The organism is Nonomuraea rubra, from assembly GCF_014207985.1.
GTDB lineage: Bacteria > Actinomycetota > Actinomycetes > Streptosporangiales > Streptosporangiaceae > Nonomuraea > Nonomuraea rubra.
Genome location: NZ_JACHMI010000002.1, coordinates 30,970 through 49,517 on the forward strand (window position 1 = coordinate 30,970; position 18,548 = coordinate 49,517).

At 67.4% G+C, this 18,548-nt stretch carries 29 protein-coding genes; 25 read left to right on the forward strand and 4 right to left on the reverse strand.

The window, feature by feature from the left end; translation table 11 throughout:
- From HD593_RS59670 to HD593_RS59770, 20 genes are all read left to right on the forward strand, one after another.
- On the forward strand, nucleotides 1–384 hold the full coding sequence (locus tag HD593_RS59670) for a hypothetical protein (protein ID WP_185112835.1): 384 nt from the start codon (nucleotides 1–3) through the stop codon (nucleotides 382–384).
- Nucleotides 381–734: a hypothetical protein gene (locus tag HD593_RS59675; protein WP_185112836.1), complete on the forward strand. Its 354-nt coding sequence runs from the start codon at nucleotides 381–383 to the stop codon at nucleotides 732–734. Before HD593_RS59670 ends, HD593_RS59675 begins: the two co-directional genes overlap by 4 nt.
- A complete protein-coding gene (locus HD593_RS59680) occupies nucleotides 731–1,114 on the forward strand; it encodes a hypothetical protein (protein WP_185112837.1) in 384 nt (127 codons plus the stop codon). The genes HD593_RS59675 and HD593_RS59680 overlap by 4 nt, the downstream gene beginning before the upstream one ends.
- Nucleotides 1,111–1,344: a hypothetical protein gene (locus tag HD593_RS59685; RefSeq protein ID WP_185112838.1), complete on the forward strand. Its 234-nt coding sequence runs from the start codon at nucleotides 1,111–1,113 to the stop codon at nucleotides 1,342–1,344. The genes HD593_RS59680 and HD593_RS59685 overlap by 4 nt, the downstream gene beginning before the upstream one ends.
- Nucleotides 1,341–1,892: a hypothetical protein gene (locus HD593_RS59690; protein WP_185112839.1), complete on the forward strand. Its 552-nt coding sequence runs from the start codon at nucleotides 1,341–1,343 to the stop codon at nucleotides 1,890–1,892. Before HD593_RS59685 ends, HD593_RS59690 begins: the two co-directional genes overlap by 4 nt.
- Nucleotides 1,889–2,815 carry a hypothetical protein gene (locus HD593_RS59695; RefSeq protein WP_185112840.1) on the forward strand — a complete coding sequence of 309 codons (927 nt, stop codon included), beginning with the start codon at nucleotides 1,889–1,891 and terminating at the stop codon, nucleotides 2,813–2,815. Before HD593_RS59690 ends, HD593_RS59695 begins: the two co-directional genes overlap by 4 nt.
- Before the next feature lie 46 nt (nucleotides 2,816–2,861).
- Nucleotides 2,862–3,158 carry a hypothetical protein gene (locus HD593_RS59700; RefSeq protein WP_185112841.1) on the forward strand — a complete coding sequence of 99 codons (297 nt, stop codon included), beginning with the start codon at nucleotides 2,862–2,864 and terminating at the stop codon, nucleotides 3,156–3,158.
- Nucleotides 3,158–3,451, forward strand: coding sequence for a WhiB family transcriptional regulator (locus HD593_RS59705; RefSeq protein WP_185112842.1), 294 nt, complete (start codon nucleotides 3,158–3,160; stop codon nucleotides 3,449–3,451). The genes HD593_RS59700 and HD593_RS59705 overlap by 1 nt, the downstream gene beginning before the upstream one ends.
- Nucleotides 3,448–3,717, forward strand: coding sequence for a hypothetical protein (locus HD593_RS59710; protein WP_185112843.1), 270 nt, complete (start codon nucleotides 3,448–3,450; stop codon nucleotides 3,715–3,717). Before HD593_RS59705 ends, HD593_RS59710 begins: the two co-directional genes overlap by 4 nt.
- The gene (locus tag HD593_RS59715) at nucleotides 3,707–4,072 is read left to right on the forward strand and encodes a hypothetical protein (RefSeq protein ID WP_185112844.1); all 366 of its coding nucleotides are present in this window, start codon (nucleotides 3,707–3,709) and stop codon (nucleotides 4,070–4,072) included. The genes HD593_RS59710 and HD593_RS59715 overlap by 11 nt, the downstream gene beginning before the upstream one ends.
- Complete coding sequence (locus HD593_RS59720; protein WP_185112845.1) at nucleotides 4,065–4,655, forward strand: hypothetical protein; 591 nt, start codon at nucleotides 4,065–4,067, stop codon at nucleotides 4,653–4,655. Before HD593_RS59715 ends, HD593_RS59720 begins: the two co-directional genes overlap by 8 nt.
- On the forward strand, nucleotides 4,655–5,257 hold the full coding sequence (locus HD593_RS59725; protein ID WP_185112846.1) for a hypothetical protein: 603 nt from the start codon (nucleotides 4,655–4,657) through the stop codon (nucleotides 5,255–5,257). The genes HD593_RS59720 and HD593_RS59725 overlap by 1 nt, the downstream gene beginning before the upstream one ends.
- Nucleotides 5,254–5,676: a hypothetical protein gene (locus HD593_RS59730; protein ID WP_185112847.1), complete on the forward strand. Its 423-nt coding sequence runs from the start codon at nucleotides 5,254–5,256 to the stop codon at nucleotides 5,674–5,676. Before HD593_RS59725 ends, HD593_RS59730 begins: the two co-directional genes overlap by 4 nt.
- Nucleotides 5,676–6,221, forward strand: coding sequence for a hypothetical protein (locus tag HD593_RS59735; protein ID WP_185112848.1), 546 nt, complete (start codon nucleotides 5,676–5,678; stop codon nucleotides 6,219–6,221). Before HD593_RS59730 ends, HD593_RS59735 begins: the two co-directional genes overlap by 1 nt.
- Complete coding sequence (locus HD593_RS59740) at nucleotides 6,218–7,366, forward strand: coiled-coil domain-containing protein (RefSeq protein WP_185112849.1); 1,149 nt, start codon at nucleotides 6,218–6,220, stop codon at nucleotides 7,364–7,366. The genes HD593_RS59735 and HD593_RS59740 overlap by 4 nt, the downstream gene beginning before the upstream one ends.
- A gap of 33 nt (nucleotides 7,367–7,399) precedes the next feature.
- Nucleotides 7,400–7,933: a J domain-containing protein gene (locus HD593_RS64940; protein WP_312904483.1), complete on the forward strand. Its 534-nt coding sequence runs from the start codon at nucleotides 7,400–7,402 to the stop codon at nucleotides 7,931–7,933.
- A gap of 82 nt (nucleotides 7,934–8,015) precedes the next feature.
- A complete protein-coding gene (locus HD593_RS59750) occupies nucleotides 8,016–9,017 on the forward strand; it encodes a hypothetical protein (protein ID WP_185112850.1) in 1,002 nt (333 codons plus the stop codon).
- Between the two features lie 1,533 nt (nucleotides 9,018–10,550).
- Nucleotides 10,551–11,189 carry a hypothetical protein gene (locus HD593_RS59760; RefSeq protein ID WP_185112851.1) on the forward strand — a complete coding sequence of 213 codons (639 nt, stop codon included), beginning with the start codon at nucleotides 10,551–10,553 and terminating at the stop codon, nucleotides 11,187–11,189.
- 90 nt (nucleotides 11,190–11,279) lie between these two features.
- Entirely contained in the window at nucleotides 11,280–11,966 is a 687-nt protein-coding gene (locus HD593_RS59765) for a hypothetical protein (RefSeq protein WP_185112852.1), read from the forward strand.
- Nucleotides 11,967–12,493: 527 nt separating this feature from the next.
- The gene (locus HD593_RS59770) at nucleotides 12,494–12,886 is read left to right on the forward strand and encodes a TFIIB-type zinc ribbon-containing protein (RefSeq protein ID WP_185112853.1); all 393 of its coding nucleotides are present in this window, start codon (nucleotides 12,494–12,496) and stop codon (nucleotides 12,884–12,886) included.
- Between the two features lie 24 nt (nucleotides 12,887–12,910).
- On the opposite strand, the gene HD593_RS59775 is transcribed toward HD593_RS59770, so the two are convergent.
- Nucleotides 12,911–13,585, reverse strand: a complete 675-nt coding sequence (locus HD593_RS59775) for a hypothetical protein (RefSeq protein WP_185112854.1) — start codon at nucleotides 13,583–13,585, stop codon at nucleotides 12,911–12,913.
- A gap of 537 nt (nucleotides 13,586–14,122) precedes the next feature.
- Between HD593_RS59775 and HD593_RS59780 the strand changes: the two genes are divergently transcribed.
- Complete coding sequence (locus tag HD593_RS59780) at nucleotides 14,123–14,350, forward strand: helix-turn-helix domain-containing protein (RefSeq protein WP_185112855.1); 228 nt, start codon at nucleotides 14,123–14,125, stop codon at nucleotides 14,348–14,350.
- Here the strand turns inward: HD593_RS59780 and HD593_RS59785 are convergent.
- Complete coding sequence (locus tag HD593_RS59785) at nucleotides 14,343–14,777, reverse strand: hypothetical protein (protein ID WP_185112856.1); 435 nt, start codon at nucleotides 14,775–14,777, stop codon at nucleotides 14,343–14,345. The genes HD593_RS59780 and HD593_RS59785 overlap by 8 nt on opposite strands.
- A 175-nt stretch (nucleotides 14,778–14,952) precedes the next feature.
- Here HD593_RS59785 and HD593_RS59790 point away from each other — a divergent pair, with 175 nt between their 5' ends.
- From HD593_RS59790 to HD593_RS59800, 3 genes are all read left to right on the forward strand, one after another.
- Nucleotides 14,953–15,156, forward strand: a complete 204-nt coding sequence (locus tag HD593_RS59790) for a hypothetical protein (RefSeq protein ID WP_185112857.1) — start codon at nucleotides 14,953–14,955, stop codon at nucleotides 15,154–15,156.
- Nucleotides 15,157–15,228: 72 nt separating this feature from the next.
- Nucleotides 15,229–16,197, forward strand: coding sequence for a tyrosine-type recombinase/integrase (locus tag HD593_RS59795; protein WP_185112858.1), 969 nt, complete (start codon nucleotides 15,229–15,231; stop codon nucleotides 16,195–16,197).
- Nucleotides 16,198–16,206: 9 nt separating this feature from the next.
- A complete protein-coding gene (locus HD593_RS59800; RefSeq protein WP_185112859.1) occupies nucleotides 16,207–16,371 on the forward strand; it encodes a hypothetical protein in 165 nt (54 codons plus the stop codon).
- Nucleotides 16,372–16,619: 248 nt separating this feature from the next.
- Here the strand turns inward: HD593_RS59800 and HD593_RS59805 are convergent, their stop codons facing one another.
- Both HD593_RS59805 and HD593_RS59810 read right to left on the reverse strand, forming a co-directional pair.
- Nucleotides 16,620–17,495: a hypothetical protein gene (locus HD593_RS59805; RefSeq protein ID WP_185112860.1), complete on the reverse strand. Its 876-nt coding sequence runs from the start codon at nucleotides 17,493–17,495 to the stop codon at nucleotides 16,620–16,622.
- Nucleotides 17,492–17,833: a PadR family transcriptional regulator gene (locus HD593_RS59810; protein WP_312904485.1), complete on the reverse strand. Its 342-nt coding sequence runs from the start codon at nucleotides 17,831–17,833 to the stop codon at nucleotides 17,492–17,494. Before HD593_RS59810 ends, HD593_RS59805 begins: the two co-directional genes overlap by 4 nt.
- 69 nt (nucleotides 17,834–17,902) lie before the next feature.
- On the opposite strand from HD593_RS59810, the gene HD593_RS59815 reads away from it, so the two are divergent.
- The gene (locus tag HD593_RS59815; protein WP_185112861.1) at nucleotides 17,903–18,532 is read left to right on the forward strand and encodes a ParB/RepB/Spo0J family partition protein; all 630 of its coding nucleotides are present in this window, start codon (nucleotides 17,903–17,905) and stop codon (nucleotides 18,530–18,532) included.
- Nucleotides 18,533–18,548: the final 16 nt, after the last annotated feature.

The window sequence follows — 18,548 nt, forward strand, 5'->3', positions numbered from 1 at the left end:
ATGAGCCGCTACACCATCCCCAACGCCCCTGGCGCGCCCGACAAGCGGGTGACCACGGTCGGCTGGGACGCACCCCTCAACACCTACTGGGCCACGGCGTTCGACCCTCCCGCCTCCATCGACGGGGAGGACGTCGAGGTCTTCTGGATCGGATACACCCCATGCGCGCTGCCCGACGTCGAATCCCTCGCCACCGCGCTCCGCGAGCACGGCGTCGAGATCCCGCCCTTCACCTTGGACGCGCTCCTCGGGGACAAGCCGAGGGAGGGGGAGAGCTTCGCGGGTCGGCCCGCGACCAAGCTCATCGCCGAGATGACCCGGACGCGCGTCCCCGCCGACCAGCAGGCGCGCATCGACGCCGCCCTCCGGGACGGTGGCCGATGAGGCGCGGTGACGGTGAGCTCATCGCCGGGCTCGTCTTCTTCGCGATCATCCTCGTGATCGTCGTCGGCGTCGCGGTCGTCAAGACCAGCACGGGCCGCGTCGAGACGGCCACGGTGGAGTCGAAGGAGCGGGTCTGCGACAGCCGCCGCTCGTGCAGGTACCTGATCTTCACCGACCGGGGCGTCTACGAGAACACCGATGCCTGGCTGAGCTTGAAGTTCAACAGCTCCGACATCTACGGCGCGCTCAAGGTCGGCCGCACCTACCGGCTCAAGGTCAACGGGTGGCGCGTCGAAGTCACTTCGTCCTACCCGAACATCCTCGGCATCGAGGGCGAGGTTGCGAAGTGAAGACCAGGTTCGAGGTTGCCGTCAAGAAGATCGAGCCGTACCAGACGTACTTCGTGCTCGGCGTGGCCATCGCGTTCTTCGGGGGGTTGATCATTTTCGGCGGGGTGTGGGCGCTCGTCATCGCCGTCGTCTGCATGTTCGTCGGCATCCTGCTCGGGCTGATCGTCGGCGCCGAGATGATGCGGCGCGACATCGACGTCGAGATGACCGCGCTGCGTGCCCAGTACGAAGCCGCGTCCGAGCTGGCGTACAAGCTGAACCTGGAGCTAACCGAGCAGGTGCAGCGCGCCGAATCGGCCGAGCGTGACCTGCTCGCCACCGCCGCTGAGAAGACCGCGCTGCGCGCCCAGCTTGAGGGCCGCGCGGGCAACCCCGCGTGAAGGACATCCTGGCGGCGATCGGCGCGCTCACCGTGCTGGCCGCCGCCGGGGTCGTCGTCCTCTCACTGCTCGCGCACCGCGCTGAGCGGCGACGCAGCCGAGGCAACCGCGACCAGCGGGCCGCCCGGCCGGCCGAGCAGGTCGCCGCCAATCCGGCCCTGTGGTCCGACTTCTTCCTTGACCACGATCTGCACAAGGTCCTCAAAACCCCAAAGGAATGGCAACAGTGATCCCCTTCCACGTCGTCGGCCTCGACATTTCCCTCACCAGCACCGGCATGGCGACCGGCCTCGGCTGGTGCGAGAAGACCGGACGCGACGGCATCACAAAGCTGCCCCTGCAGAGCAAGTACCGCGCGCTCAACCGGCTGGCCAGCGACATCATCGTGCTCACCAACGCTGAGAAGGCTCACCTCGTCCTGGTGGAGAAGCTGGTGTTCAACCGGCAGGACGGTGGCCGCGGCGGCGCCGGTGAGCGTTCGTACCTCTACTACCGGACGATGGGCATCATCGCGGACGCCGGGGTTCCCATCGTCGAGGTGCCGCAGGCGACGTTGAAGACGTACGCGCTCGGCAAGGGCAGCGGTGAGAAGAACGAGATCGTCGATTCGGTCGCCCGCCGCCTCCCGATGTTCCACACCGGCGGCAAGCACGACATGGCCGACGCCGCAGTGCTCGCCGCGCTGGGAGCCGACTACCTCGGGCACCCGCTCGCGGACATGCCGAAGGCGCACCGCGCTGCGATCGACAAGCTGACGTGGCCGGAGGTGGCCAAGTGACACGAGACCCCTACGCCGAAGCCCGACGCCGCTACTGGCAGAAACGCGACAAGGAGAAGAGAGCGGGCACCTGGCAGGGCCTCGTCGATGCCGAAGAAGCGCGCCAGCACGTGCGGGAGTTGCATCGAATTTGGCTGGTCAGCTACGAGGCAATCGCCGAACTCGCAGGGATCTCGCACACGACAGTAAGGCACCTCGCTGTAGGCAGTGCGACTCGGCAGCTACCGCCACCGGCTCGGGTCGGGGCGTACACAGCCGAAGTGCTTCTCACGGTCACCGTGGACGACCTGCCGGACAACTGCCTGGTCAACGCGACCGGGTCAATGCGGCGGATGCGCGCGCTATCGGTCGAGGGGTGGCCCGTGCGGTACATCGCCAACCAGATGGACGCCGCCTGGGACGGTCTCAAGCAGCTTCGGCGCGGCGAGAGAACCACGGTCGTCCTACGAACTGCCCGCCTGCTCCGGCGGACGTACGACGAACTGATCCTCCTCGACCCGTACGCGCACTGCCGCAAGACCGTCGTGACGACCCTGCGCAAGCAGGCCGCCGCCAGCGGCTGGTATCCAGCGGCAGCGTGGGCCGACGCCATCGACGACCCCGCCGCCAAACCATGGCATGTCGTCCGCTGCTCCTACCAGACCTGCATCAACGGGTCCAAGGACGAGCGCCTGCTGTGCGACACCCACCTGAAGCTGCTCAAGAAGCGGGGCACCCTCGAAGGGGCCCGCCTGATGCGGAACACCCAGGCCCTGCTGGAAGACGCCCGGTTCATCCTCGCGACGGACCCGCCGATCAACCCGCGCACGCAGGAGATCGACAAGGAGCGGCTCGCCGAACGGCTCGGCACCAACTGGGAAGCGCTGGAGCGCGTCCTGCTCCGAGCGAACATCAACCTCGGCAAGCTGCGCGAATCCGCATGAGCCAGAAGCGGAACCGCAATCAGGTAGTCGAGCAGGAGCAACGCCCATGAGCAACACGGCGACCGAGGTCATCTCCGACGCCCTTACGTCCACCTCACCCAGCGCCGACGACATCCTCGACGCCCTCGGCAACGCGGGCTACCACGTCATCCGACCCGAGGACGGGCCGGCCTGGATCCCCGTCACGCCGAGAAGCCTCGCCAAGGCGCAACGCATCGCAGCGCTGATCAACGACGGCAAGACGCTGCAGCAGATCGCCGCTGAGACGCGGATGTCGCTGCGCCAGGTCGAACGGTACAGCGCCGCCGCCCGCGACATGGGACTCATCGAGCGGAGGCGCTGATGCCCGGCCGCAAGGGGTGGCGGAACCGCGCCGCCTGCCGAGGACAGGACCTGGTCCTGTTCTTCGGACCCGGTGAGGGCGAGCCCCGCGAGAGCCCAAAGCAGAAGGAGAACCGCATCGAGCGGGCCAAGCACTTCTGCCGCACCTGCTCCGCCCAGGCCGAGTGCCTGGACTTCCATCTGCAGGCCAGCGCGGCGCAGTACGGCGTCGCCGGAGGCCTCGACGAGGACGAGCGCACGGCCTACCGGCGGCGCCTGCAACGCAAAGCAGCACGAGAAAGGAGAACCCCGTGACAAGCCTCGCCCGCGAGAACGCTATCAAGGGACTCGCGCACCGCGCCTACGACCGCGACCACACCGACGCCGGGGAACGGCCCAGCACCACGGACTTCGCGTTCGAGTACGTCACCTGGCTTCTCGCCCAGGGCTGGAGTGAGCCGCCAGAGGCTCAACCGGCACCCGCTCCCGCGTCTCCGACGCCCCCGAACGGGCTGCGTGGGGCGGCCATCGCTCGTCACGCCCTGGCCCAGATCGGCAAGGGAGGCAGCGATGACCGCTGACCTCGACGACGACAAGGCGTTGGTGCCGTACGACGAGTTCGGCAACCTGCTGCGCGCCGCATGGACACCCGAAGGAGAGATCGTGTGGCGCGCACCGGAGCCGTTCAGCGCGCGACTCCAGCTCGGCCAGTTCGCCCGCGGCCGCGCCGCCGGCTACGTCGTGTGGCTCAACGACGAAAGCCGCATGTTCCCCATGTCGATGACGGAGTTCGTCGAGACCGTACGCACGGTCGGCGTCGAGCCCGGCGGCTACGTCGAAGCGGAGTGGATCGCGCACCGCCGCGGTGGCGCGTACGGCATACAGCTGTACATGTCGCGGCGCGAGCGGCGCCAGGTACGGCGCGGCCATGACTGAGCGCCTGGTCGCGCAGGTCAACGGGTGCCGCTACTGCGGCCTTCCTCAACGCGGCAGCCGCAGGCAGCTCCCGCACGCCAGCCGGTGGACTCCCACGGCCGGCTGGCACGTCTGGACGCCGCCCACGCAAGACCAGATCAAGCAGCGCATGAAGGCCCGCCGGACCATGCAGGGCCAGCGCGCCTCTCACGTGATCATCGACGAGGCCACGAAGTGGCCCGCCCTCGAAAGGACCGACATGCCCGTCACTGAAGCCCCCTACGACGAGCGGGGCGACCTCATGCACTACCCGAAGCGCAACGCCGAGTGGCGACCCAATGAGCCGTTCACCGCCACGCTGCGCATCACCGGGTGGGAGCGCGGCCGGTCGGCAGCACGGTTCTTCCTCGCCGACCAGGACGACCACGAGTTCCCCATGTTCCTCAAGGACCTCTGCGCGATGCTCAACGCCGCCACCGTCAGCCGGGGCACGGTCACCGGCCGCTGGCACGTGGTGAAGCGAGGCGAGAACTACGGGCTGAGCTTCCTCGGGCCGGCCGACGACGATCAGGCGCCGACCACCGGACGGGAGGCTCAGGTCTGATGGCCATCGGAGTGGACTTCGACGGCGTGATCCACGCCTACAGCCGAGGCTGGTTCGACGGGACGGCCTATGACGAGTCGGTGCCCGGCGCGATCGAGGGGCTGCGCGCCCTCATGGACAAGCACGCGGTGTTCGTCCACACCAGCCGTGACGTTCGCCAGGTAGCCGGGTGGCTGGCCACGCACGGCTTCGAGACCACGACCTTCACTCCGCCGAAATTCTGGAACGAACGCGGCCGGCTGCTCGTCACGAACTGGAAGGTCCCGGCCACGGCATACCTCGACGACCGCGCTGTCCGCTTCACCACCTGGACGGCGGCGCTCGACGAGCTGCTGCACGGTGGCCGGAAGACCACGGACCTGCGGGCCGCGTTCGACCGCATCGACGCCCGCCACCAGCCCACGACGACGGAGACGTGGGTCTCCTGCAGCGACCACTGCGGGCAGTGGGTGACCGGCGTCCTGATCATGTGCGCGATGTGCGCGCCCCGGCCCGTCACCGTCTGCACCAACGACGACTGCCCCACCTGGCCCTGCCCCGACCACCTCGCCCTCCACGGAGAGACCGCCGACACCTGCACCCACAAGGGAGACAGCCGATGACCGAGCAGCAGCCGATGACGCTCACCGACTGGCGGGGCAACCCCTACACGGTCGGGACGACGATCTTCTACCCGCGCATGTCCGGCCGGTCGTGCGAGATCCAAGAAGGCGTCGTCATCGACATCTGGGACGCCGTGTACGACCGCGACGTGTACAGGTGGGTTCGGCTCAACCCGAAGAAGGCCAGCCACCAGGACGCCACCGGGAACGACCGTCAGACACGCGTCAAGGTGCAGCCGAACGGGCGCGGTTCCCGCAACTTCTACCGCAGTGACGAGCGTCTGGTCACCGATGAGCAAGGCGAGTGGGTCCGAGACGAGCAGGGCAGCCCCGTGTGGGAGTCCGTGGGCATCAAACCCGTCACCCTGATGATCACCGAGAACATCACCGTCGCCACCTGCACCCACAAGGACGGCTGATGCTCGAACACCTCAGCCCGAGCGAGCGGGCCGTCCTCCTCATCATGCTGAACCGCAGCCTCGACGACCACCGCGTACCGCCCGAAGCTGCTGACCACGTCCGGCAGCACTTCCGGGACCAGCTCGAAGCCTTCGTCAGCCCGCGCCCCGCCACCCTGGTCTACACCGGGTGGCGGGGCGCCGCCCGTCAACGCGTCCGCGCCGACCTCGAGACCACGCTGGCGCGAGCCCGCGGCCGTCTCCACGTGATCGTCGGCTACAACCCCGACACCGACGAACCCTCGGGCGGGGATCGGTGGACGTACGAATGGGCGATCCACACGCCGGGCGTGACCGTCGAGACGCACCCCGCGCCGTGGCACATCCCCGCCCTGTCGAGGTCAGCGGGGCCGTACCGGAACGGATTCATGCTCGGCGTCGCCGCCGGCCGCGGGGGCGCCTTCGAGGTCCTGGCCCACCTGCACCCGTCCAGCAGAGGCGCATCCGGTACCGCCGCGTACGCCGACCACCTTGGCCTACGCATCCGGAAGGAGCCCGCCTTATGACCAACAAGTCCGACGTCAAGAAGCTCGTCGAGACCGAGACGGAACGCCTCGGCTTCACGATGCAGCTTGCCAACGGCAAGTTCCTCATCACCAACCCGGAGAACGGCCGCACCGGCGAGATCCCGCTCCAGGCCATGGGCCGTGGCCTCGACAACTACAAGACCAAGATCCGATCCCTGCTGAACGACCACCCCACGAAACCCTCCCCCATGGTCGCCGCCACCGACCCCGCCCCCGAGAAAGCCGACACCATGCCCCGTGACACCTGGTGGAGCGTTGACGAGCTCGTCGGCGCAGCCCTCGCGAACGGCATCAAGCCGTACGTGTCAGGAGGACTCCTCCACACCCCCGGCCCCGTCGAGTCCAAGTCGTACGCGGACATGCTGCACGCCCGCGAAACCGAGGTCATCGCCTACCTCACCAAGAACACCACCACCGCCACCACCGAAGGAGACACCGACGTGCCGAAGATCGGCGACACCGCGACCGTCGTCCGGAGCAAGCCCCGCGACATCTTCGCCGACGCCGAAGCGCTCTGGGGGCTGCTCCGCGACGCCGCCCGCGACCAGGGAGACAAGCCGCTGACCAACGGCAACGTCCCGGGCGTCCAGTGGGTCGGCGCCCTCGCCGACATCATCAAGGCCACCTGCCCCGACTGGGACTCCGAGCACGAGAAGGACGTCCGCCAGTACCTGAACCGGACCGAGCACACCCGCTGCCACCGGCCCCGCGCCAACCCGCCCGTCTGGTGGATCGCGCTGGAGTGGAACGACGGCGGACTCACCGTCACCAAGACCACCCCGAAGCCCGATCCCAGGACCGTCGCAGCCGCCGCCGCGAAGGCCTCGACGAAGAAGACACCCACACCCGTCCCGGCCTCGGCCGACACCGCGCCGCCGGCCACAGCAGGCCCTGCGCTCCGGGCGCTCCTCGGGTTCGAGCAGGCCATTCAGCGGACCGAGGCCGAGCGGGACCAGGCCATCCGCGAACGCGACGACGCCCGCACCGCGCTGGAGGAGATGCGCGCCGACCGGGACAACCTCCTCGTCGAGCTGGACGAGATGAAGGCCGAACGCGACCAGGTGAAGACGGAGCTGGACGCCATCAACGCCGTGTTCGCCCGGTACAACGGAGGCACCGCGTGATCGAACTGTCCGGATCGGACATGGGGGAGTGGCGTGTTCTCTCGCGCTGACGTGAAGCCGTGCAAGGGCAGCAAGGACAAGATGCCGTGCGGGCGGTTCGTCCGCTGGACTCGCACCGTGGCCGGCGTCCCCTACGCGGTTGACCTGGCCCCGCACGAGGACGGCAACACCGCCGTCTGGAGGGACGTCCACGGGATCCTCCGGTCCCGCCGCATCACCGAGGACCTGCCGCTCGTTCCGCCGGAGAAGCGGATGATGCCGCACGCTGCGACCTGTCCCGGCAAACCGCGGGTCCAGACCCCGCCACCGCCACCGCGGCCGCCACGCAGGCCCGCACCACCACCGGCCGGACGGCTGTACGACCTGCTCGGCGTCACCAGCACCGCGCATCCGGACGACATCAGGAAGGCGTACCGCAGGCTGGCCCGCCAGCTCCACCCCGACGTCAACCCCGACCCGAAGGTGGCGGCGCGATTCCAGGAGATCGGGGAGGCATACCACGTCCTGTCCGATCCCGGCCGGCGGCGGACGTACGACCTGACGGGTCGGCCACCACGAGCCGGATGAACGCTAATAGCGGTACCGCTATCGTTGCGGGACGCCTCTTCCCTCGGTGGCTCCCTTGGAATACCAGCACGTAAGGGGCCTGATGGGTTACAAGTTGGCCGACGAGGTGGCGATCAACGCGCCTAAGAGCACGCCTCCGAGGGACCTGCTCGCGTTGATCGCCATCGCTCGCAGGATCAACGACGCGACTCGCACCGGCTGGCTGACCCGCGAGGAGATCGCGCACTGGGCGAGGATCGACGTGCGGTCGGTGAAGGCGATGCGGGAGCGGCTGGTCGAGGCTGGGCTGCTCGTCGTGCTCGAATCGGGGGGCGGCCGCCGGAAGGCGACCGTGTTCTACATCCCTCCGATGCCTGGGTATCTGCCCGGGGAGCCGCCGCGTCCGCTCGACCTGGAGCTCGAAGCGGGCCCCTCGGACTTCCCCGTTTCGGGGCCGGACGGGTCCACGGGGGACCGGAAAGGGGGAAGTCCAGACTTCCCCGTTTCTCCTGTGGATGACGCTGTGGACGACCGGGAGACCGGTGGAAAAGGGGGAAGTCCAGGCTTCCCCGTTTCCGCGACCGAAAGGGGGAAGTCTGGACCGCAAAAGGGGAAGTTTGGGGCGAAAAAGGGGAAGTTTGGGGCGAAAAAGGGGAAGTCTGGACTTCCCCCCAATCCTCTCTCCACTCCTCAACTTCAATCCTCTTCTTCTCCGTACGGGGTCGAGGAGGAACCAAGCGCCCAAGCCGCCGACCACCACCCGGAAGACGAAGACAAGATCAGCAAGGAGGAGAAGAACACCCCGGCGGCCAGCCGCGCCGCCCGGGTCATCACCAAGCGCATCGGAGTGCCGCTCGACGAAGCCGAGCGCATCGCCCAGACCATCGCCCACGAAAACCGCGTCCGCCGAGCCCTGCACGTGTACGTCGCGGGTATCCCCGCAGCGGACCTGCGCACCTGGCGCGAGACCGCCCGCAACCACGAAGCCCGCGAACAGGCCAAGGCCACACGGACCAACCGCCCCGCCGGCCGGTGCGACCTGCACTGGCAGCCCATCCCCTGCATCGGGTGCGCGGCCGACGCCAAGGCTATGCCCGACGCGTGACCCGCAGGTTGGCGGATAGAGCGACACCCCGCAAGCCTGCTACCAGCGCAAACGCGGAACGCGCCCGCAAGGCGGACCGCCGGAATCACGCGAAAACAGGCCAAAGAGCGGCCGAACCGGGCCGGAAACCCATCAGAACGAGGCTGGGCCACCTCCTCGTCGCTGATGGGTTTTCGCATGCCCGGAGACGCTTCATGACGCATCTGACGCACCATGAGAGACGCGACGCACCCCGCAGAACGCTCTGAGATGGATGCAGGGGGACGAACACCGGTCCTCCGGCATAGAGGAGTACCCCCGGGACAGAGAAGCGCTCTGCGTCGATCTGGGAGCGTTCAATCAAGATCAAGAGTTGGAAATTCGAGCCGGGGCTGGATGGCGCGTCGGCGGTCGGCGGTTCGGGTGATTCGGTGCCAACGTAGACGATCAGCCTCACTGACTATCTATCGAACGCGCGTTCGATTTGCCTTCAGGCCGGCCCGTTTTGTGACCTAACCGTTATAAATCCGCCGGAAAACCGTTACAAAAATTGGGCCCCCAAAGATCCTTACTGGTCTACCGTTTGTCATGTGCAGATACGAACAAGCGAACGGCTCGCGTGGCTCACCGCAGTTGCGGCGCTCGCGTTCCTAGTAGCCAACACGCAGGCAGGAGGGGATGTGACCACGGCAACGCTGGTAGCGGACGAACCAACCGCGACCGTCACTGTCAGCGGTCCCCCCGGCCCGCCCGGACCCCAGGGCCCCCAGGGCGACCCCGGACCGATGGGCCCCCAGGGACCGCAAGGCGAACCCGGCGCGTCCGGCCCGCCCGGACCGCAGGGCAACGCCGGACCGATGGGAACCCCCGGACCTTCCGGCCCGCCCGGTCCCCAGGGCGACCCCGGACCTACGGCAACCGTCACCGCCGTACCGGTCCCCGGGCCCAAGGGCGACAAGGGCGACAAGGGCGACGCCGGACCCCAGGGCGAGCAAGGGCCCGCCGGACCGTCCGGCCCTCCGGGACCATCCGGCCCACCCGGACCCCAGGGCGACCAGGGCGACACCGGCCCCAAGGGCGACCCCGGACCGACCGGACCGCAGGGCGACCCCGGACCCACCGGAAGCGCCGGGCCATCCGGCCCGCCCGGCACCGGCGACCCCGGACCGACTGGAGCCGCAGGGCCCGCCGGACGGGACGGCACCGCAGGGAGCCCCGGACCGTCCGGCAAGCCCCGATCGCCCGGACCCAAGGGCGACCAGGGCGACCCCGGAACGGCGGACACGCCGGAACCCGGCGAGATCGACGCGGCGAACACGGCCAACGGCGACCCCGTGACCGTGTGGGCCGCGTGGCTTGCCGCCCTGCTGGCAGTCGGAGCCGCCACGCTCGGACTGCTGATCAGGCGGCGACGCCGCAACCGCAGACCGGCCAGCGAAACCGCTGGTCAACCTGCTAACAGCGGTACCGCTATCGACGACACACAGCAGCTCTAACCAACCCGCCCGCCCGGACCGTCCGGGCGGGCACCCAACACCACGAAAGGCACGACCCATGCAGATCACCATCAACCCCGCCGAGATCTTCGACGCCATCGAGCGCGTCACCGTCGCCCACAAGGCCACGTTCTCCCGTCAGGGCATCTCCCGCCCGACCGGCAACGTCGTGATCGGTCTGGCCGCTTCCGGCCGCCTTGACGAGCTGGCGAACGCCGACTCTGAGGGCAGCGTCGCAGACCGCATCATCACCGGCGACGAGCTGAAGGACCTGCCCGCCGAGTACATCGCCACTCTCGGCACCGGCAAGAACGCGCCCAAGTTCACGACGTACGCCCTGATCGGCATGCGCGTCGCCGCACAGCTCGGGTTCGGACAGGCGACCCTCGCGGAGCTGGGCAAGGTGCCCGGCACCAGCGCCACCAAGGTGCAGAACTTCCTTGCTGAGCTTCCCGAGATGGCCGAGTACCGCAAGGAGATCGAGGCCCGTAAGAAGGCCGCCGCGAAGGTCGCCGCCGACACGGCCGCCGTCCGCCTCGTGTGGAAGTTCGCCGAGAAGTTCAAGGCCCCGCACAGCGAAGAGACGTACGCGGAGGTCATGGAGGAGCGCGGCATGTCGTTCGACCGCGTGCAGGAGATCATCCGGCTTCTGACCGCTGAGGCCGACGTCAAGGCCGCCGAGAAGGCCGACGCCTAACCCCCACCGGGCGCGCCCGTGTCGCCACCACGGGCGCGCCCGCCCCACCCCTCACTCACCAACGCCACAACGCCGCAGGAGGCCCCCAACATGATCCGCCGTGAGCAGGTAGAAGTGACCCGAGAGCACGCGCTGAACGCGCACCGGTCCGTCAGGGACCACATGAGCCGATGCCGCCCATGCACCAAGGAGCCCATCCCGTGCGAGCTGGGCAGCATGTTGCAGCGTGGCGCGGGCAAGATCTCCCGCGAGGCAGCCGACGCCCTAGCCGCCTACCTCCCGCCCGGCACCGAGGTCACCTACCAGGGCGACCGGCCCGAGTATCGGGGTAGGACGTTCGTTGTCGTGGGGCTTGCCCCGCGAACCCCGTGGATCGGCTACGTCCTCCGTGGGAGCGGCATTCGCCCGTTCTTCGCGACGCTGCCGAACGTCCAACCGAGCAGCCGCGAGGCTCAGCAGCGGAACCGGCTCGAAGCCGTCAAGCGCACGGTGGCCGTGTGCTGCGCCGTGCTGGCTCAGCACATGGTGTATCTCGACGTGAAGACGGAGCGGAGCGACACCGGCGTTATCTGTGTGACCTGGAGTAGCGCGGAGTTCGTAGGCGCGGAGAACCGCGCGACGAGCGAGAGCGGCAAGCAGTCCGGGCAGTACATCGCCGGAGCGCTCTACCTGTTGCAGGCGCTACGCGCGCACACGCAGCGCCGTTCGTGGGATGACGTGGCGCGCGTCGCCCACAACGCCCAGAAGCTAGCCGACCATGCGGGCGTTCGCGTGTAGCGCGACGCGCGACCAGCGCCGGACCGCATCGCGCGGTTCGGCGCTTCCGCATGCCCCCCGAGGGTACCCCGTTCGGGGCCGGCCAGGGCTGCATTCGGCTTGGTACCTGCGAAAAGATTTTGATCTTGTAGCCTTGTGGGCGTTTCGTCTCGGGGTCAGGGGGTGCCGTGTCTGGTCTTGCTTCTGGGGTGTCGGTGGTGTCGGGCGCGTGTGTGGGTCCGTGTAATGGCAGGTCGCGGCGGGCGTGGGCTGCTTTCGAGGCGGCTCGTGACGTGCATGCGGATCTGGTGGATGAGTGGGTGCGGGCGGGGGAGGTGGGGGAGCCGCCTGTGGAGCCGGAGGTTCCGGAGGTTCGGTGGCGTCCGGGGGAGCCGCTGGTGTGCGGTCGGTGTACGGCGTCGGTGCGGGCGGCGCTGTTGGAGGTGGATGGGTTTGCTGCGCAGCTCGCGAGGGAGGCTGATGGGTTCCGGCCGCCGTCGAAGTGGTCGAGGGTGTCGGGGTCGCGGCCGAAGCCTGCGGTGTCGCCGGTGGGGGAGCTGCTGGAGAAGCTGACGGGCGGTCTGCTCGACTTCGAGGGGCGGGCGCGGGTGTGGCTGGGCGCGGGGGCGCGTCTGGGTGGTGTCCGGTCGGCGGTTGCTCGGTCGCGGGCGGTGGGCTGGCTGACGGAGTCGGGCCGGCTGGAGAGCGTCCTGGTGCGTGAGGAGCTGGTGGGCCTCGTGGACTTCGCTCTGTCGTGGCGGCTGGTGTTGGAGCGGCTGGTCGGGGATGAGCCGCCTGCGTGGTCGCCGGCGCGGTGCCGGTGTGGTGAGCGGTCGTTCCGCTGGGACGTGAAGGCGGGCTTCTACGTGTGCGCCGCGTGTGGGACGCACGTTTCTGAGGGGGAGGCGTCGGCGCGGGTGGAGGAGGAGGCCGCACGCTGAGGCCAATGTAGAGCTGGGCGAGCGTTACGTACAGGGCGTGATCCCACGTCGAGCCACCTTGAGGGGAAGTGAATGGATGGTGAAGGCGACGTCGTCAGGCCATGTGTCTAACCCGATCCAGTCATCGAAGACGGGTATGGGCTCAGGTGGTGATGTCCGCGTGGGTCTCGTCCACGTCTGTCCCTCCGTCCATATGACGGATGCATTGGCGATGGTCAATTCTTGACTGCCGCCAGTGTCGTCCAGCTTGCTCGCCGATTCCTGGAGCACGATTTGGCCTTCGCTGCACGGTTCGACGATGACTTCCCAGAGCTCAGTCGGCAGCTTGGTGGGGCGATGCAGGACGTATACGTATGCCCGCCGAGAGTTGGCGTTGCGCACGTTCCAGGACCAGGCGTCAGGGACGGTTCCGTAGGCCTCGTCGGCGATATGGATACGGCTAGGAAACGCGATCTTGGCGATGGCGTCCGCTTCGGCCTTGGCCTGTGCTTCCCTTTTCTTGTCCTCTGCCCGCTGGGCGAGAGCGTCCGCACGCTGTTGCTGGCCGAGTTCGAGAGCGTTCAAAGAGATGATGAGCGCGGGAACGGACATGAGGCCAGCGACAACGCTGGTGAGGGCGGCCCACCATTGGACGGACCAGCGGACATCGCGGAGTCTCCGGCGCTGGCGCGGCTTGAGCCGTTGGCGTTCGGCGATCACTCTTGTGGTGCGAGCTGAGGAACGCGATGCGAGACCGCGATCTATGGACGGTCGGGGGCGTCGGCGTGCGCTCACGACTGAATATCGTGCGCGGGCGAAGCGACGTTAGGCTGCGCGGTTTCGCGGCGGACACGAGCGGAGGAGGCGGATCGTTGATTGCGGTGCCGCTGTTGGCTTGCGCCTGGCGGGGTGGGTGTGTAACACTTCCGGGCGACGGAGAGACTTGTGCCCTCGGACCGATCATGGTTCGAGGGCTTTCCGCTGTTCGGGGGGTGTTGGTGTTCCCTGCGACGGCGAAGACTGCTGCTGTCCGGCTGGGCCGGGAGGCGGTGACGATCCGGCAGTGGGCGCGCCGGTATGGCGTGCGTGTGCTGGGGCGAGCCAGCCGCGAGGTCGTGTACGACTTCGCTGATCTGGCGACGATCGAGGGCTGTATCTGGCGGGGCGACGACGTGCCTGATTCGCCGGAGGGCCGGGATGCGTTGCGGGCTCGGCTGGCGGCGGCTGCGTAGGAGCAATCAGACAGGGGTGGCTGTGATGGTTCGGAAGTATCAGCGGGTGGCGGGCGCGGAGCGCGAGGCGCTGAAGGCGGAGCTGAAGCGCCGGTACATGGACGGGGAGTCGATCCGGCGGCTGTCGATCTCGACGGGCCGCTCGTACGGGTTCGTTCACCGGCTGCTGGAGGAGGCGGGGGCGCCGCTGCGGCCGCGGGGCGGCAACCAGCGGCCGGCTCCTGTGGTTGTAGACGGGCGACCATCTAGCTGATGCTGTTCACCCAGATGCCGATTGGGATCGAAAGGATTGCGGATACAAGAACGCCCGCGAGGAAGTAGGCGAGTTGCTGTCGCCGCTCGGCGCGGATGGTGGCCTTCGTTTCGTGGGTGAGGATGCTGCGGATCTTCTCGGCCTGTTCCTCGTTCACGGCCAGCAACTCTTGCTGTCGTTTCGCCTCTTCGATCAGTGCTGTGCGGGTTGCCTGCTGGGCTTCAAGATCTTTCTGCAACTCCTGCAGCAGCATGCCCGCCTCCGAGAAGGCAGCGTTGACTAGTTCGATACGGCGCTGGAGCCGTTTCCCGGGATCTTCCTCAGCCTCCCTGATGCGTCTACGTCTCAGGAGGCTCACCAGTTCGTTCGCCGCCACGCCGATCAACGAACTGCCCAAGACTACGAAGAGGCTTCCCAGAAGATCCATGTGCATATTCGATCGTGTCGGCTCTGTGCGTGTATCGGAAGTGCCCCAATCGAAACCCTGGGCCGCCCATGATCAGAGCAATCAAGATCGATAGAAGAGGAACATAATTCAGGTTATGTTCCTCTCTCCGGTGTTACGCTCGAAGTGATCACCCCTTCCACGAAAGAAGATCATCATGAGCGTGCGAAAGTTCCCGCTGACTCTGCGCGTCGCCGTGACCGGAGCAACACCGGATGAGATCAGAGAAGCGGCCGTGGCGCAGGCCCTCGCGTTCTTCGGGTCGAGCACCGAGCTGGACGTCATCAGCGCCGAAGCCGAGCCGGAGGGGGAGCATCACAGCCGCTACCGCGCGGTCGTCGTGTTCCGGAAAGTCGCCTGATGCGCCGCGCCAGCGATAAGGCCGGGGATGCCGTCGCCGGCTTCCCGCTGCCGTTCGGCGCAGGGGACGATCGTGAACGCTGAGCTGATCGTCGTCCGGAGCGAAGACGTCGCGCTGCCGCTGGACCTGCCGCCGATCATTCTCGACCTGACCCGGGCGTGGCTGTGGTCGTTCGACTCGAAGAACACGCGGGACACGTACGAGCGGTACATTCGGCGATGGTTCGAGTTCTGCAACGAGACCGGCCTCGATCCGCTGGAGGCCCGCAAGCCGCACGGCGACGTGTTCTCCCGCTGGTTCCAGGAGACGGCCCGCCGACCACCGAAGCCGAAGACAGTGGCATTAGTCCTGTCCACGGTGTCGTCCTGGTACGAGTACCTGCACGAGACCGAAGCCCTCGACGCCAACCGGTTCAAGAAGACGCGACGACCGAAGATCCCCCGCAAGCACTCCGAGACGGTCGCGCTCACCAAGGGCGAGGCGCGGGACCTCCTCCGGGCGGCCGACGCCGACCATGGCCGGGAACGGCTGCGCACCGCGGCGCTGCTCCGGCTGCTGCTGCAGACCGGCGTCCGCATCTCCGAGGCGGTGAACGCGCAGATCGACGACCTCGGGTTCGCCCGTGGGTATCGGACGCTGCGCATCACGGTGAAGGGCGGCGACACGATTACCCGGCGGCTGCCGGTGGAGGCGACGCACGCGCTGGATGTCTACCTCGCTGAGCGGGCGCACCGCGAAGGGGTCGAGCTGCAGGACCTGCGGGGCCCGCTATTCGCGACCTCGACGGGCCAGAGCTGGAGCAGGTCGAAGGCGTTCGAGCTGGTGCGGCGCATTGCCGCCCAGGCGGGCATCACGTCGAAGGTGGGGCCGCACTCCCTGCGGCACACCTACGCATCGCTGGCGCAGGAGGCCGGCGTCGCGATGCGGCAGATCCAGCTCGACCTCAACCACGCCGACGTGTCCACGACGGAGATCTACTTGCACAGCCGGGACCGGCTGGAGAAGGACGCCTCTCAGGTGGTGGCGTCGCTGCTGGAGTAGGAGGAGCACGTGCCCAGGTCGAGAACGAGCGCGCTGGACAAGTCGGCATGGACGCACCACTGCGGCGCGATCAACCTGGGCACGTGGACCGACCGCGCGGTGTGCGGCGGCTGCCGGTACTCGGTGGGTCACGCCGAGGATGTCGAGCAGTACCGGCTTGTGCGTGTCTGGTGACGCAGCAACGCGCAATCTTCGCATTGGTCGCGTTTCTGGACATTAGAAACGTCGATCACCCGAGATGTGTGCGTCTCAGCTGCACGCTGATGCGTAATTGGGGCTGTCTGAAGGCCATTTGGATGCGTCTGAATGTCGATCTTGTTAGCGTTGCTCTGAGACGTTTTCGCGGGTCACCGACATAACGGCAAGTGCAAAGGCTGGTGACCCTCGCAAATAGGTCACCGGCGGGCGGATGGTCGAGTCAATCAACCGGTAGGGGGAAACTCCTCATCGTCCTCTTGATTGCCACTGATCACTGTGATGTCCAGCTTCGTGCGCAGCCAGCAGGCGCCTCGATGGAAGACCCAGGCGGTAGGAACCGCGAGTAGAGCTGAACCCCACCCCTGTTCCATCACAACGTCAATCAAGGCTGACAGGGTCACAGTACCGATGACCAGCCAGGTGCGGATCTCGGAGGAGAGTGCCCAGCAGGTGGCACGGATAAGCGGTTCCAGCGGGTGTGCGGCAGGGTTCGCCAAGGTGCGACGCAGCGCCCAGATGCGGCTGAGTTGGCGAAGCGCGTAGTAAATCTGCATGCTTCCGGTGGCCTTCGCCTTAGCAAGCTCGTGAAGCTCGCTAAGGATCTCTTCTCCGTAACGGCTTCGGTGCCTAGCGGGCAGAACGTGCATAGTGAGATTGACGATGGTGCTGGCCTTGCGAGCAACGGGACTCGTCTTGTCCCGTTGTCTCAGAGCGTCCAGGTGGGCCGCTGCGGATGCCCTCACTAGACTCCTGGTCTCGAATATGACCTCGGTAGCCAGATCCAAGGCTGCGATCAGCTCAAGGCGAGACGGCTCATAGGAAGACTCGAATGCGGCTTGCAGCTGATCGAGGACGGAGAGGCGCGTTTCCAAAATGTCGGAGGCGTGAATATCTGCCCTGGTAAGGGCGACATGAAGATCAAAATGATGATCGCTGATAGTCGACAGGGTCAGCCTGACTTCGGAATCGGTGCCACTCAGCGCGGGCTTGTGCTGAAGTACTTTTCGCAGGTGCACGATGGCGTCGGTCAGCTTGCCGAGGAGGGCGTGAGCATGGCCTAGGGCCTCGCTTCGCGAGGATTCTTCGGCGGTTTGGATCACGCCGTTCCTCCGGACAATCCCCGGGAGAGGCCGGATAGACGGCTGCGCTTGGCTTCCGCATGAGCGAGCGATTGCCTTGCCTGCTCGATCCCGTCTCGCGTCAGGCGATAGTAGCGGCGCCGAGGTCGGCCCTGCTGATGGGGGTCTGTTTCTTCCCAGCGCGACTCCAGCCAGCCGAGGCCCTCGAAGCGGGCGAGAATGGGATGAATCGTCCCCGTGGGGAGACTAGCGGCGGCGCAAATCTCCAGACCATACATCTCTTGTGTGGGGTCTTCGAGCAGTGCTCGAAGCACGAGTTGCGTGGGCAGCGTCATGCGCGGCCTGGACTGCTCGTACACGGTCGTATTCTACCTAGCCCCTAGGTAGAGAACGGCCAACCTCGCCATTTCCATCGAGCTGGAGGTGCTGTGCCCGCTATCGTGTCGCAGACCTATCGAATGGTCTCGGTCGCCGACCTCGAACCGCACCCCGACAACCCTCACCAGGGCGACGTGGACGTGATCGCCGAGTCGATCAAGAAGAACGGCTTCTACGGCACGGTCCTGGTCCAGAAGTCGCAGATGCGGATCATCGCTGGTGAGCACCGCTGGCGCGGCGCGAAGGCCAACCACTTGCGGCAGGTGCCGGCCCTGATCATCGACGTTGACGACGACACCGCCACCCGGATCATGCTCGCCGACAACCGGACCGCCGAGTTCGGCGCGTACGACGACCACGCCCTTGCCGACCTGCTGCACGGCCTGGACGACCTCGACGGCACCGGCTGGACGGAGCAGGACCTCGACGACCTGGCCGACGCCATCGCCGCCGACAACGCGGTAGCCCTCGGCCCCGAACGCGCTCCGGTCCCGGGCGGTGGCCGCGCCGACCAGGCCGGCGCCGACGACGAAGAAGAGCTGCCGGAACCGGGCGACGCTGAGACGCATACGCGGCCCGTTGTCTGGGGCGTCGTGGTCACCTGCGACAGCGAGGCCGAGCAGGTGCAGCTCCTCAACCAGCTCACGGGCCAGGGCTGGAACGTCCGCGCCCTGATGTAGCCCCTGCTACCCCCTC

What these genes read in the sequence shown, in the direction of transcription:
- HD593_RS59700 (WP_185112841.1), top strand. Translation starts at nt 2,862, where the DNA reads ATGAGCAACACGGCGACCGAGGTCATCTCCGACGCCCTTACGTCCACC.
- HD593_RS59720 (WP_185112845.1), top strand. Translation starts at nt 4,065, where the DNA reads ATGACTGAGCGCCTGGTCGCGCAGGTCAACGGGTGCCGCTACTGCGGC.
- HD593_RS59670 (WP_185112835.1), top strand. Translation starts at nt 1, where the DNA reads ATGAGCCGCTACACCATCCCCAACGCCCCTGGCGCGCCCGACAAGCGG.
- HD593_RS59730 (WP_185112847.1), top strand. Translation starts at nt 5,254, where the DNA reads ATGACCGAGCAGCAGCCGATGACGCTCACCGACTGGCGGGGCAACCCC.
- HD593_RS59740 (WP_185112849.1), top strand. Translation starts at nt 6,218, where the DNA reads ATGACCAACAAGTCCGACGTCAAGAAGCTCGTCGAGACCGAGACGGAA.
- HD593_RS59790 (WP_185112857.1), top strand. Translation starts at nt 14,953, where the DNA reads ATGAGCGTGCGAAAGTTCCCGCTGACTCTGCGCGTCGCCGTGACCGGA.
- HD593_RS59725 (WP_185112846.1), top strand. Translation starts at nt 4,655, where the DNA reads ATGGCCATCGGAGTGGACTTCGACGGCGTGATCCACGCCTACAGCCGA.
- HD593_RS59715 (WP_185112844.1), top strand. Translation starts at nt 3,707, where the DNA reads ATGACCGCTGACCTCGACGACGACAAGGCGTTGGTGCCGTACGACGAG.
- HD593_RS59750 (WP_185112850.1), top strand. Translation starts at nt 8,016, where the DNA reads ATGGGTTACAAGTTGGCCGACGAGGTGGCGATCAACGCGCCTAAGAGC.
- HD593_RS59785 (WP_185112856.1), bottom strand. Translation starts at nt 14,777, where the DNA reads ATGGATCTTCTGGGAAGCCTCTTCGTAGTCTTGGGCAGTTCGTTGATC.
- HD593_RS59705 (WP_185112842.1), top strand. Translation starts at nt 3,158, where the DNA reads ATGCCCGGCCGCAAGGGGTGGCGGAACCGCGCCGCCTGCCGAGGACAG.
- HD593_RS59760 (WP_185112851.1), top strand. Translation starts at nt 10,551, where the DNA reads ATGCAGATCACCATCAACCCCGCCGAGATCTTCGACGCCATCGAGCGC.
- HD593_RS59780 (WP_185112855.1), top strand. Translation starts at nt 14,123, where the DNA reads ATGGTTCGGAAGTATCAGCGGGTGGCGGGCGCGGAGCGCGAGGCGCTG.
- HD593_RS59765 (WP_185112852.1), top strand. Translation starts at nt 11,280, where the DNA reads ATGATCCGCCGTGAGCAGGTAGAAGTGACCCGAGAGCACGCGCTGAAC.
- HD593_RS59675 (WP_185112836.1), top strand. Translation starts at nt 381, where the DNA reads ATGAGGCGCGGTGACGGTGAGCTCATCGCCGGGCTCGTCTTCTTCGCG.
- HD593_RS59735 (WP_185112848.1), top strand. Translation starts at nt 5,676, where the DNA reads ATGCTCGAACACCTCAGCCCGAGCGAGCGGGCCGTCCTCCTCATCATG.